Origin of the sequence: Granulicella sibirica, from assembly GCF_004115155.1 — a bacterium.
Classification (GTDB): domain Bacteria; phylum Acidobacteriota; class Terriglobia; order Terriglobales; family Acidobacteriaceae; genus Edaphobacter; species Edaphobacter sibiricus.
In genome coordinates this window covers 439,675-453,007 of record NZ_RDSM01000001.1, presented here as the reverse complement: position 1 = coordinate 453,007, position 13,333 = coordinate 439,675, and the positions used below count along the sequence as shown (strand labels likewise).

General features: G+C 63.1%; 9 protein-coding genes. 3 read left to right on the top strand and 6 right to left on the bottom strand.

Annotation, left to right across the window (positions count from 1 at the left end):
- Positions 1-98: 98 nt before the first annotated feature.
- From GRAN_RS01930 to GRAN_RS01920, 3 genes are all read right to left on the bottom strand, one after another.
- On the bottom strand, positions 99-3,248 hold the full coding sequence (locus GRAN_RS01930) for a sensor histidine kinase (RefSeq protein ID WP_128911330.1): 3,150 nt from the start codon (positions 3,246-3,248) through the stop codon (positions 99-101).
- A gap of 108 nt (positions 3,249-3,356) precedes the next feature.
- Positions 3,357-3,986 (bottom strand): response regulator, encoded by a 630-nt coding sequence (locus GRAN_RS01925; protein ID WP_128911329.1) that lies wholly within the window; start codon positions 3,984-3,986, stop codon positions 3,357-3,359.
- Positions 3,979-4,872, bottom strand: a complete 894-nt coding sequence (locus tag GRAN_RS01920) for a sensor histidine kinase (protein ID WP_161570796.1) — start codon at positions 4,870-4,872, stop codon at positions 3,979-3,981. The genes GRAN_RS01925 and GRAN_RS01920 overlap by 8 nt, the downstream gene beginning before the upstream one ends.
- A gap of 291 nt (positions 4,873-5,163) precedes the next feature.
- On the opposite strand from GRAN_RS01920, the gene GRAN_RS01915 reads away from it, so the two are divergent.
- From GRAN_RS01915 to GRAN_RS01905, 3 genes are all read left to right on the top strand, one after another.
- Positions 5,164-5,514 (top strand): hypothetical protein, encoded by a 351-nt coding sequence (locus tag GRAN_RS01915; RefSeq protein ID WP_206662689.1) that lies wholly within the window; start codon positions 5,164-5,166, stop codon positions 5,512-5,514.
- Between the two features lie 159 nt (positions 5,515-5,673).
- Entirely contained in the window at positions 5,674-6,738 is a 1,065-nt protein-coding gene (locus GRAN_RS01910; protein ID WP_161570795.1) for an AraC family transcriptional regulator, read from the top strand.
- Positions 6,739-7,082: 344 nt separating this feature from the next.
- Complete coding sequence (locus tag GRAN_RS01905; RefSeq protein WP_128911325.1) at positions 7,083-9,143, top strand: S53 family peptidase; 2,061 nt, start codon at positions 7,083-7,085, stop codon at positions 9,141-9,143.
- Positions 9,144-9,225: 82 nt separating this feature from the next.
- On the opposite strand, the gene GRAN_RS01900 is transcribed toward GRAN_RS01905, so the two are convergent.
- The 3 genes from GRAN_RS01900 to GRAN_RS01890 form a co-directional block, all read right to left on the bottom strand.
- The gene (locus tag GRAN_RS01900) at positions 9,226-10,605 is read right to left on the bottom strand and encodes a cytochrome P450 (RefSeq protein ID WP_128911324.1); all 1,380 of its coding nucleotides are present in this window, start codon (positions 10,603-10,605) and stop codon (positions 9,226-9,228) included.
- Positions 10,606-10,616: 11 nt separating this feature from the next.
- Positions 10,617-11,123 carry a DUF427 domain-containing protein gene (locus tag GRAN_RS01895; RefSeq protein WP_128911323.1) on the bottom strand — a complete coding sequence of 169 codons (507 nt, stop codon included), beginning with the start codon at positions 11,121-11,123 and terminating at the stop codon, positions 10,617-10,619.
- A 152-nt stretch (positions 11,124-11,275) separates the two neighbouring features.
- Entirely contained in the window at positions 11,276-13,303 is a 2,028-nt protein-coding gene (locus GRAN_RS01890) for an alpha-galactosidase (protein WP_128911322.1), read from the bottom strand.
- Positions 13,304-13,333: the final 30 nt, after the last annotated feature.

The window sequence follows — 13,333 nt, the reverse complement described above, 5'->3', positions numbered from 1 at the left end:
CTCTCTCGCTCCGTTCACCGTAGCGTGTGGGGAACACGAATTCTTGGCATAAACGGCTGTTTTTGCTCTTTCCGGCTGGCGGAGAAAGAGTTTCCGCGCTAGCCGCCTTGATGTTGCCCGGAGAGCGTTGGGTCATCCACGATCGCGGACACCTCGACGGGATGGGGCGCCACGGGGCGACGCCCCCTCGAAAATGGGTTCCAGCGAAACCGGGCACGTCGTACCGGCCGATACGCAACGGAGGATGGGACGCGGAGTTCGACCTGGGCTCCCCCACCTGGGCCAACACCGATCCGCAGTTCTGCGCGAATCCTGCCGGCGCGCTCTTTCATGCCGGGAAGACCCCAGTGGCCGTCGCGGCTGCCTGCCTTGAGGATGGCGGGGTCGATGCCGCAACCATCGTCGATCACAGAGAGATGGAGGGCGTGGGAACGGTAGGCGACGGTAGCCGAGACGGTCCTGGCTCCGGAGTGGGTGAAGGCGTTGACGAGAGCCTCGCGAACGATGAGGACGATCTCCTCCTGGATGAGGTCTTCGAGTGGGAGTGGACGGCCATCGGATGTGATCTCGAAGTGGGCCGGGTGAAGAGACTGGAGTTGCTGGCCGACTTCAGCGATGGCTTCGGTGAGATCGATGTTCGCGCCGGACCTCCCACGAAGGCTGAGTACGCGCTCGCGTCCCTCGCGCATGACCTTATCGGACTGGCTCAGGACGTCGTCGAGGGCCGCGCGGGTGGGGTCGCCGGCGGGGAGGCGGTGGGCGGCGGTCTGAAAGCGGAGGGTCAGGCCGAAGAGGCTCTGCAGGAGGGTGTCGTGGAGCTCGCGGGCGATGCGTTCGCGCTCGGCAAGCCGCTCGGCGAGTCGACCCTGAAGCTCATGGGTGATGCTCCGGATGCGGAGGCGGAAGAGGAGCCAGACGATGCCGGCAAAGACGAGCACCGCGATGACGCGGAACGAGCCGGTCTGGTAGAAGGCGGGTTGCAGAGTGAAGGCGAGGTCAGCGCCGGTCTCGTTCCAGACGCCATCGTTGTTGCAGGCGATGACGTGAAAGCGGTGCGGGCCCGGCGGGAGGCTGGTGTAGAAGGCCTGGCGGCGGGTTCCGGCGTCCTGCCAGTCCTTGTCGACGCCGTCGAGTTTGTAGCGGAAGAGGACGCGCTCGGGGATGGCGAGCGAGAGCGCGGTGTAGTCGATCTCCAGGTTTTCGGTGTGGGGCGGGAAGACGAGGGCGTTCGAGGCTGGGTAGCTCCTGCCGTTGACGATCAGGGCTGAGATGGTGACGGGCGGCGGGAGACGGTTGCGGTTTCCTTCAAGCGTAGCGGGGTCGAGCCAGGCGACGCCCTTGCTGGTGGCGAACCAGAGACGGCCGCTGGCGGACTCGATGACCGAGGGCTCGGGGAAGCGCTCGCCGGATAGGCCCGGCAGGCCGTCGAGGGCGTCAAGGCGCTCGGCGGAGACGGTCGAAGCGGGGTCGTGTAGCCAGCCTGTGAGCTCTGCGGCAGAAACGTGGGTGATGCCCGAGAAGCCGTTGATCCAGAGGTCGCCGGTTGCGGTTTCGACGACGCCGGAGACCCGGCCGGGAAGGTCATGATTTTTGAAGAGAAGGCGCGAGAAGTGACCCTGGCCGTCTTTGAGGGTGAAGAGAGCGACGCCTCCACGGCCGGCTAGCCAGACGTGATCGCCACGGACGCTCATGGTGCTCGCGCTGACGTTGAGGGCGCCGTCGGGGTAGGTGAAGCGACGGAACGCGCTTCCGTTCCAGAGGGCGAGGGTTCGGCTGAAGGCGAGCCAGACATTTCCGGCCTGGTCGCCAGCCATGGCGCCGAGATTCCCGGCTTTTCGTTCGAGGTCCTTGTTGCGGGGGATCCATTGATCGCCCGCGTGCTGGAAGGTCTCGCCTTCGCGTGTGGTGATCCAGAGGTCGTTGTTGCGGTCGACGGCCAGGGCGAAGACCGGCTGGGTGTCTTCCTTCGGTTGATGGAGGAGTTCGAGGCCGGAACCGGAAGATCGCCAGAGGTTCGGGCCGCCCCGGCCCGCGGACCAGATGGTTCCGCTTCGGTCACGGCGAATCGAGATGACGCTGCTCGCCTGGGGGTAGGTGGTCGTGGTGCCGCCGGGCAGGACGTGGGTGAGCGGAAGGCTCTCGTTGCCGACCCAGATGGATCCGTTGTCCCCCGGCGCGAGGGCAAAGTCGTGTTCGTCGGCTTCGGGGAGGGAAAGGGTGGTGAGCGCGGTGCGATGGAGACGGTCGAGCCCCGAGTTGGTGGCGAGCCAGATGCTTCCCTCGTGGTCGACGAGGATCTTCGAGACGACGTTCGCGCTCAGGCCTTGCTTTGGGGTGAAGGTCTCGCCGGGAGCTCCGGTCGCGGAAGGGATGCCCTCCGGGGGGATGGGTGCATAGCGGTGGACGCTCTTGGGACCGATCGCCCAGAGTGAGCCATCAGGTCCGAAGGTGAAGTCGTGAAAGGGTGAGCCTTCAGGAGCGATTTTGCCTGGCGGCGGAGGCAGGGGAGGCGCTCCGGCTTTCTTGAAGGGGTGGAAGCCGAGTGCATCCGAGATCCAGATGGTTCCGTCGGGGGCTTCGTGGAGGAAGGCCATCGAGGAGGACGGGCCGGTGGTGTACCCGGTGGGCTGGAAGACCGTTTGCCCCTTTGCGAGGACGATGATTGCTCCCTGAGGCGTCTTCACCCAGACGGAGCCTTCGCGGTCCGTGAAGATGCCGAGAGGCAGGCCACCGGGGTAGCCACGATCGGGGCCGACCTGCTCACAGACGTTTCCTTTAAGGTGAGCGAGACCCGTGGCGGCTTGAATCCAGAGCGAGTCGTCGGCACCCTCGAAGATGCCTTGGAACTGCGCGGTGGGCGTGCAGCGGCGGTCGCTGTACGGGGTTATTTTGCCGTTCTGCCAGAGCAGGAGACCGGCTGTGCGGGTGGTCAGCCAGACGCCTCCGTTCGACGCGACAAAGACGGAGAAGATGTCGTTGAAGGAAACGGCTCCGTTGGTGACCTCTTCGATCGTCTGGAAGCGAACGCCGTCGAAGCGCAGGACGCCCTTCGAGGTGGTGAGCCAGAGATAGCCGCCGGGGGCCTGCATGACGTCGAAGACGGCGCCGATCCCGTCCTGTGCGGTCCAGACGGCGTGACGGAAGCCTTGCAGGTCGTGTTCGGGACCGGAGGAAAGAGCGCGCGCGGCGGCCTGCCCGAGGAAGAGGGCCAAGGTGAGCGAGGCGGCGATCCGTTGGATACTTCTCATTTGGAAGGCTTTGGTGAAACGGGTTGAGCGTTACGTGCGGGGCGCATGGATATGGAATTCGCTACGAAGATAGGGACTTGCGCAGGCAGCAGAGTCCTTGACGCGCGGCTACATCTCGAGGAAGCCGCGGCGAAGGGCGATCACGACGGCGTGGGTGCGGTCACTGGCGTCGAGCTTGGAGAGAATGCTCTTGAGGTGGTTCTTCACGGTGTGCTCGGAGATGTGAAGGTAGGAGGCGATGATCTTGTTCGAGCTTCCCCGGGCGACTCCCCGCAGGACGTCGAGTTCGCGAGCGGTGATGGAGTCGTCGGCGGCGTGCTCGGCCATCTGCTGGGCGATCTCAGGTGGGATGCGGCGATGGCCGGCGTGGACCGAGCGGATGGTCTCGACGAGGTCGGTGCGGAGGAGATTCTTGAGCAGATAGCCGGCGGCCCCGGCTTTGAAGGCGCGGAAAGCGAGGACATCGCCGGAGGCAGTGGTAAGGACGATGACGCGGGCGGTGGGACAGCTTTGGCGGATGGCAGTGATGGCGTCGATGCCGCTGAGCTTGGGCATGCGGAGGTCCATCAGGGTGATGTCGGGGCGATGGAGGCGGTAGAGCTCGATGGCTTCTTCGCCATCGGAGGCCTCGGCGACGACCGTCATGTCCGGCTGCGCATTGATTTCGCCGGAGAGCCCGACACGCATCAGCGGATGGTCGTCCACGGTCAGGACGCGGATCGTCTTTGCCTCAGTCATAGAATCCCTCGCTTTCTATCACGATACCGGCAAGCGAAGGGGAACGTCTCTGTGGTGGAGCGGAGCGGTAGGCGGCAGCGGCGGAGATTCGGATCTCGACCTCGGTGCCTGCGCCCGCGCGGCTCCAGACATCGAGCCGTGCGCCGATCTTCCTTGCCTGTTCCTGCATGCGGGGGAGGCCGCATCGCCGGGAGGGTTCGCGGCACAGAGCCTCTGGGTCGATGCCGACGCCGTTGTCTCGGAAGAAGACGCGCAACTCGTTCGACTGGTAGTTCAATTCGGCTTCGATGCGGCGTGCCTTCGCGTGTCGGAAGGCGTTGGTGAGGGCTTCACGGCCGAGGCGCTGGAGTTCGTCGAAGACAGCGGTTCGGAGGCTCTCGGATGCTCCGATGACAAGAACCTTGAAGTCGGCGGGGCGGATGATCTGAAGCTCCTGGCCGGCGGCGGCGTAGGCCAGCGAGAGATCGTGGGAGGCGGGCGATACCGGGTGGCTGTCCACGTCGAGATCACGACCCTCGGTCATGACGCGGTCGGATTGTTGCAGGGCTTCTTCGAAGATTCTCCGGGCAGGGTCGTCCTTTCGTAGCAGGGACGTTCCGGTTTGGAAGCAGAGGAGGAGACCCTGCATGCCCTGGAAGAAGGTGTCGTGCCGCTCGCGCTTGAGGCGCTCGTGCTCGGCGAGCTGTTGATAGAGCCGCCAACGTACCCGTGCGGCTTCTCTCCGCAGACGGAAAAGGTAGAGGACGCCGAGGAGAGCAAGTGCTGCGAGGGTGCCGAGGCCCTTGTACAGCGGGATTCCCGCGAAGGAGTGAATGGGTGTGAACGGCGTGTCGACGATGGCAAGGGTGCTCAGGACCAGTGATGGGACGGTGGAGGGAGTTTGCACGGTTGCAGACTGGCAAGGGTTAGGCTGGGGCTGACCCTTGCAGGATGACACGCGCCGCGCAGCCTGCATTATCTGGCCGAACATCGCCGCGCAGAGGAAAAAGGAAGACGTGCACGGTCTTGTGGGGAAGATCACCTCGTCTGTCCTCGTTGACCCGTCAGGTACGAATCATCGTACTCCGATGGGAGATAGGGCTGCCCCCCTCAAAAGAGCCACATTCCTCCATGCCTATCGAGGTTTGTTCCAGGCATTCTTTCGGCTTAGGCTCGCTCCGTGCAGAGACTCTTTTCGATGTTTCCCGCAGGTCCGGCGGGCGTTGGTCTTTTGATCCTGCGGACGTCGATTGCGGCGAAGTTTCTGATCCTTGCGTTTCCGAAGGGGCAGGCGATCGCGCCGCCCTGGGAGATCGCCGGTCTCTGCGTGCCGGCGATTCTGCTGTGCCTGGGCGCATTTACGCCGGCCGCCTGTGCGTGCTGCGTGTTGATCGAGGTATCCACGCTGCCGGGCATGAGCGGGCTCGATGCGCTGCATCTTTCGATCTCGATCCTGATCGCGACGTCGCTCGCGCTGCTTGGGCCGGGCGCTTACTCGGTGGATGCCAGGCTGTACGGGCGGAGGCTTGTTCTTCCGCCTGTGCAATAGAAGATGAGCCCCTCGAAAGAGCCCCCGGGATCCCATCCTGTCTAGGCATGCGGGTTCGGAGGCGAATCATTAGCCTCGTGGTAAGCAGACCAGGCAGAGGTGCGTTGGACCCGGAGAGACACCATGCGTGACGGCATACAGCGCAGGAGGACAGGTCACATGCTTCTATCGATCGGCAAGCAGAAAGCGCACGCTGAACAGAACGCGCGCCGCAGGCCGCAGGCGAGCGCCCAACAGGGAACTCAACTTTCGGGTTACTTTCACCTGAAGGCGTCCCCGTCGCTTGCGCTGGTGTCGCCGGGCGGGTCGAAGATCGTGGCCACGCGCCTGCGTTCCGAGACGGGGTTTTGGGATCGAACGCTGAGCATGCCTCCTGAGCGAGCGTTTCTGATCCTTGTTCCTCTGCATCCTGCGGCAGCGGGAGGCTACGAGATGTGGATCGATGGCGGGCACACGCGTGTTGACGCATGGAGCGCCGGCCGGATTGGGATCTACAGTCTCGAATCGAACCCGATCTGGCGGATTTCGGGCGCTTTCGACGCAGTCTGTTTCCACGTTCCCCACAGCATGCTCTGGCAGTTTACGGAGGAGAACGATCTGGCGCGTGTCGATCTGCTCGAGTGCCCGCAGGGAACGGTGGATCCGGTTCTGTACCAGATGGCGCAGGTGATTCTCCCCGCGATAACCAAGCCGGATGTATTCAACGACCTGTTCCTGGAGCAGATCCGCCTGATGCTCTGCGCTCACCTCGTACAGCGTTACGGCGTGCGTGCGCCGGGGACGATTCGGTTCCGCGGAGGACTGGCACCGTGGCAGAAGCGGCGTGTGACGGAGATGATGCAGATGGAGTGCGAGGGCGAGTTGAGGCTCGCGCGTCTTGCGGGGGAGTGTGGACTTTCGATCAGCCATTTCGCGCGCTCCTTCAAGCGGTCGTTCGGCGTGACGGTGCACCGGTACCTGCTGGCGCAACGGGTCGAGAGGGCCAAGACGTTGCTCGCGCAGTCCAGCCGGCCGCTGCCGCAGGTCGCCCTCGAGAGCGGGTTCGGCGATCAGAGCGCGTTTAACCGAGCGTTCAGCTCGGTCGTAGGAACGTCGCCCGGACGATGGCGCCGGGAGCGGGCGCAGACCAGCCCAAGGCATGACCCCGGACCCCGGGTCCCAATCCCTTCAGCTCTTTTTCCTCATTGCGAGACGCGCTGGGAAGCCCTGGCTCAGGAGCATTAAAGCGCGCGCACGACCTGTGCCCGCTCTCGAACTGACCTCGGGCGGTGGACGGCAGAGGAGGTGGCTTTGCGTGCTCTTGGCTTAAACCGTCCCTCGCCTCTGTTTATCGTGCGCATCTTGGCGCGCTTCTGTCAGGTTCCTCTTGCTTGTGCCGTCCGCGTGTGGTAACCCTATCCGCACGACGAAACAAAAAGATTTGCCCGCCTGAAGAATTTCCCTCCCTGCCTCCGCAGCGGGTTAGATTGCCGCGTCTGTCCGTTGTTGTTCTCCTCTCCCGACTTGTGGCGGATTCACGTCTTCTTTTCCGTTCGCGTACCTATCAGAAACAGTTCTTTGGAGGCAGCATGGCAACAAAGTTTTGGCTTCGCGCTCTTCACTTCGGCCTGGTCCCCGTCTTTACCGCCGGGCTCACGTCTTTGACCGCTTCTCCCGCCCAGGCACAAACAGCGAAGTTCGCGACTGCGGAGAGCGTGAGCGACGCGGATCAGTCGCAGGTGATCGGGGCCACTGTCTGGCTCAGCCTGCACAATCGTGCGCAACTCGACTCAAAGGTCAACTCGCTTTACGACGAGAAGTCCGCCACTTTTCATAAGTGGATGAAAAAGACCGATCTTTCTTCCTACACGCCAACGAACGCCGAGGTCGAAGCGGTCAAGGCTGAGTTGACGAAGCAGGGGCTGACGGTGAAGTCGACCGGGCCGAACAACATGTTCGTCGCGGTCACCGGTACGGTAGCCACGATGGAGACTGCGTTTCATACGCAGATCAAGAATCTGAGCATCAAGGGCGAGGTCGTCCGGGCCACGACCGTGGCTCCGACGATGACCGGTGTCGCTGCAACCCTGGTTTCGTCCATCTCCGGAATCTCGCCGAACCGGTTCCACCCAACGGTCCTGCACCCGACGGATCCGGACACCGGCAAGAAGTTTGCCGGAATTCCGATGGCGCAATCGGATGGCCTCTTGTTCTCGGGTCAGTGCTTCCGTGATGTGCAGACCGAGACGTTCAAGACACCGGGCGCCGCGGTTCCGATCGGGGTATATGTTGGAAACCGCTATGGTCAGAGCGTTACGAATACAGCAGCCGGAACTCTGCCTCCTTGCGGCTACGACGTGAAGGAGCTTACGACGGCGTACGGCATGAAGCCTTCGTATGCCAAGGGCCTCGACGGCACGGGACAGACGATCGTCATCGTGGATGCCTATGGATCCTCGACCATCATGAAGGACGCCAATTCGTTTTCGACGCTGAACGGACTTCCGAAGTTGACGGCGAACAATTTCCAGGTGGTGTACCCGGGTGGGGCTCCGGCGGCGACGACCGCGGCGAATGCACAGGGCTGGGCTGAAGAGACTTCGCTCGACGTAGAGTGGGCGCATGCGATGGCTCCAGGGGCGAACATCATCCTTCTGGTTTCGCCAAGCGACTACGATACGGATCTCTCCGGAACCCTTTTCTACGGAATCGTCAATGGACTCGGCAGCGTCATCAGCAATAGCTATAGCGGGGCCGAGCTCGTGGATCTTTACGAATACCCCGAAGAGCTCGTTATCTCCAACCTCGTGACGGAGATCGGCGCGGCATTTGGAATCTCGGTCAACTATTCGAGCGGCGATGATGGCGATCTTGACGCGGTACTCGGAATATCACAGAACTCGGTCAGCGATCTGGGCGCCTCACCGTATGCCACATCGGTCGGTGGGACGAGCGTCGCGCTTACCAACAAGAACGACTTCAAGTTCCAGACGGGTTGGGGCAACAACCTGACCAAGCTGGCTTCCAGCACGGGAGCGCCATTGGCTCCTCCACTGTTCGAAGGCAACATTGGAGGATCGGGTGGAGGAGAGAGCCGCTACTTCCGCCAGCCCTCATGGCAGCAGTCTCTCCCTGGCGGAAACCGTCAGCAGCCTGATGTCTCGATGGTTGCAGACCCGTACACCGGTGCGGAGTTCATCTACTCCGTGGACGGCGCGCAATACCTCAGCGTGATCGGAGGTACGAGTCTTTCGTGCCCGATGTTCTCGGGTGTATGGGCGGTCGCCAACCAGGAAGCTGGACTCCTCCACGGTACGGGAACGCTGCTCGGTCAGGCGGCGCCGATCGTCGCCAAGCTTGCAGGGACCCCGGCAATCACGGACATCCTGCCTTACACAACGCCGACCAACGTGACTGGTTTGATTATCACGAAGGCCGGTGTGAGGGATTACTCGTCAGCACAACTTGCGTACCCTCTCGAGGGCACGGTCGACTACCTGAGCGCGATCTACAACAGCCCATTCAGCGGATCGTGGTTCACCCTGAGCTTTGGCACGGATACCTCCCTGAAGGTGACGAAGGGGTGGGATAACGTGACGGGCTATGGTTCTCCGACCGGACTGCCCTTCATCGAAGCCGCCGCGAAGTAGACCTTACTGTTGCACTTGAAAAACGGGACGCAGGCCATATAGCCTGCGTCCCGTTTTTTGCTCCACTTTCTTTCGGAATTGGCTACCTGGTTCGGCGCTCGACGTGAAGGAGAACGGGACCTTTCGGACGCAGGGAGACGGATGGGCTGATGGCGATGGTGTTCGGCCCGCCCGGGACAGGGGACAGGCGCCACATCTGGGCAATCGTTGCAAGGATGAGCACGCCTTCCATCCAGGCCAGCCCCTCGCCGATGCATTGGCGGCTTCCGGCTCCGAAGGGGAAGTAGGCGTAGCGCGGGCGGGTGGCCTTGATCGCCGAGGTGAAGCGGGCCGGGGCAAAGGCCAATGGATCGACGTAGAAGCGCGGGTCGCGATGGACAGCGAACTGCGGGGCTACGAGCATCGTGCCTTTCTTGATCGTCATGCCGCGATACTCGTAGTTCTCGGCTGCGGTACGCGCTGTGACCCACACGGGTGGGTAGAGACGAAGAGCTTCGGCGAAGACCTGTTCCGCCAGAGGAAGTTTCGGGTAGTCGGCCGCGGTAGCCTGGCGTCCTTCAAGCGCGGCTGCGGACTCCTGGGCAAGCTGCTGCTGGATCTCCTGGTGCTGAGCGAGAAGCCAGAGGGCGAAGCTAAGGGCGTTGGCCGTCGTTTCGTGGCCGGCGAGAAGGACGGTAAGGCATTCGTCGCGGACCTGGCGGTCGGTCATGCTTGCCGTGGGGTCTTCCTCGTCGACCGAGGCGATGAGCATGCTGAGGAGGTCGCCGCGATCGCGTGGGTCGGCGCGGCGCTCGCGGATCATGCGGTAGATGAGCGTGTCGAGCTCTTCGCGGCCGCGTCGGATGCGGCGCATGGCCGGGAGCGGTAGGCGCTGGATCTGCGTGGATAAGGGAAGAAAGGCAAGCGGAAGAAAGCCCTGAAAAGAGTCGACGGCGGCGGCGATGCTGTGGACCTCGTGTTCGACATCCGTATCGAAGAGTGTCTTGCCGACGATCCGAAGGGCCAGCAGGAGCATCTCCGCGCGGACGTCGAGCGTGGTTCCGGTGGCCCAGAGCGCGGTCATTTTCTCGGTGTAGCCTGCGATGATCTCGCCGTACGCGCCGATGCGCTGCCGGTGAAAGGCAGGCTGGGCGAGACGCCGCTGGCGCATGTGCAGGGGCTCTTCGGAGGTGAGGAGCCCCTCCCCGAGGACGGCCTTCGACCGCTGCATGACGAGATTGCGGTGATGGTGCGGCGCGTCGCGGACGAGCATCTCCTGGATCAGGTCGGGGTGATTGAACTGGAGAATGGGCCGGCCGAAGGCTTCGAAGTAGATCAGATCGCCGAAGGTCTGGGCGTTGTGGAGAAGGAAAGCGGCAGCGTCCTGCTGGTAGGTCTCGCGGCGCAGCAGGCGTGGCCAGAACGATGGGCCGACGGGGATGGTCTTGCCGGGTTGGAGGCGGATGTCCGGGGCGTGATCCATGCGCGTCTCGATCACCAGCCGCGTGTGCCGGGTGCGCCTTTGAAGGGACCCTTAACGTGGGAGGTGATCCATCCGCCGTAGAAGTCGCCGGGCTGCGGCATCACGACTGCACCGTCCACCGTGCATTCGTCGACGCGGTTGGCGTAGAAGGCGAGATGATCGCGGAGAGCGGTGTACGAGGCGGTTGGATGCGGGTAACTCCAGGCGGCATCTTCGGAGACAGTGGACGATCCCGGTTCGTCCACTTCGGCGGAGAGATCGATGTTCCAGTAGACGGCGGACCCCTTGAACTCGCAGAAGCTGCTGCGGCTCGAAGACGGGATCAGGAACTGCATGGCGATGTCGGCTTGAGGGATGTAATAGACGGGCGGATGGCTCGTCTCAAGAATGCGCAGGGCGCGCGTCGTTTCGGCGAGAAGGATGCCGCCGTGGGTGATGCGAAGCTGCCGCGCGGTCGCCTCGAGGCGAGGGGGACGGGGATAGTCCCAAACCGATTCCGGATTCTGGCTCTCTGTCATAGGGCACGTGTCTCCTTGCCGGGTGCTGCCTACTTATCAAAGTAGACCGCTCGAGACGCTTTGCGCGGATCGCTTGGTGGACAGTTAGGGTGAGACGGAAGTTCGGCTCGAAGGCAGGTCACGCGATCAACAGGACGACGCATTGCAAGCGTTTATTGCGGCGTGACGTCGAAGGTGAGCACCTCGAACGGGGCCAGCAGGAACTCCTGCTGCGTGCCTGCTTCAAGCGACAGCGACGCTTTTGACGCGTCTTCCTTCCACGGGCTGTGAGCCGTAAAGCGCCTGGCTGCGTCCTTGGGAAGCTCGAAGACGAGCTGTGGATCGAGGCGGATGCTTTGCGGCTTGTCGCTCGGGTTGCGGAGGACGAGGGTTGCCTTCTGTGGTGTCCAGGCTCCCCAGCCGTAGACCTCGAGCCACGCCGGATCGCCGCCGACCCAGTGCGTGTCCTTGAGCACGGAGGCATTGCCGCGCGACCACTTGGCGGCTTCGGCGAGGTCGTCCCAGTTCTGCGCACTTAGCAGCGACGGGGTGAGATACATCTCCTGCAACTGGGTCCCGGTGCCGAAGTAGGAGCGGACCTCGTTGCGGAAGTCGTTCGAGGGGTCATCATTCAACTGCTCGCGCAGGCTCGCGTAGATCATGCCGTGCAGCATGAGCGAGTTGAGCGGGTAGAGCGGACCGGCCTTCACGATGCGGTCGTAAGTATCGGCATCACGGTAAGTGATCCAGCGTTCGCGGTACGGGCCTACCCCGGCGAAGCCGTCGTCCTCGCCGCCGCGCCAGATGGAGTCGGCGAAGATGAGCCAGAAGGGCGACGGATAGGTGCCGGTGGTGAGGTTGATGTAGAGGTCCGGCTTCTCCTGCCGGAGCTCGCCGATGAGATGAAGCGCAGCGGAGAAGTCGCTATCGAAGGCGCTTCCCTTGAAGACCGAGTTGGCGTTGCCGGTGCCGTCGAACTTGAACTGGTTGACGCCGTACTTGCGGATCATCTCCAGGCAGACATCGCGAAAGCGGTCGTAGTACTTCGGGCCGGAGAGCGCAAAGCCGTTGCTGACGACCTCGAAGCCCTGCTGCCGTCCGAACTCGACGCGCTCCTTCTTCGGACCCGCGTAGCCGCCCCATGGTGACATCCAGACGCCGGGATCCGTGCCGTACTTCTCGGCAGCTTTGCGGACGTTGCTGAAGCCCGAGGGGAAGCCGTTGTTGAAGCTCCAGAGCGTCGCGTGGTTATCCCAGCCATCGTCGAAGAGGTACGAGTCGAGCGTGACGCCGCGCTTCTCATGCAGTTCGCGCCCGAAGGCGTTCACACGGTCGAGCGCTCCCTCCTGATCGTAGGGACTGAAGTAGCCGAGGTCGTACCAGGAGTTGTAGTGCAGGAAGGTGCGGTAGGGGTGCGCACGTTCGCGCTCGACGTAGGCGAGGAAATCGCGGCGCATCTGGCCTTCGCGGGCGACGCCGATGACGGAGCTGTACGTGACCGATTGTCCGGCCTTCAGCGAGAGCTCCCGATCGATGAAAGCGGTGGCTCGTTCGCGCGCCACGTTGCTTCCGGAGAGAGGATGTTCGAAGCCGAGGAAAAGATCGCCCGAGACGATGGGCGAGCCTTTGACCGAGCCGACGACCTGGGCCCCGGGAAGCGCGATGTCGAGGAGTTGCACGCGTTGGATGGGCAGATCCTTGTCGCCGGCGGAGATGGCGAGCGACTGGCGGATGTAGTTCGAGCCATCACGCAGGATGACGGCCCAAGTCGCATGGAAGGCGGCGTCCTTGCTGACGAGCTGGGTATCGAACTCGACGCCCGGAACTCTCTCGGCAAGACGGGAGGCGGAGGGTTGGGCGGAAAGAGACTTACGAACGGGTGCGCCGGTCGCTTCAAGGGTCTCGGCATTGGCGATAGACCCATCGGCGAGGAGAATTGCGAATGGATCGGGAAGCTGGATTGTTCGGTGATGCAGCTTGTCGGTGATCGCGAGGCTGTCGAGATGATGGCGGTCAATCGTCCAGGTGGCGCTCAGCATCGGATTGCCGACGCTGTAGTGGCCGGCTGTCACGGACGCCTCGGCAGGACCTGTTTGCTGTGCGATGGCACTCGATAGCCCCAACAGGGTTGCGGCAGTTATGAGGACTGCTCTTCTCAGGCCCGCTCCTATCCTGCTTGTCTCGTTACGCTCGCCCGGCATGGCCGCATCCTAACAGCGATTTGAACGATC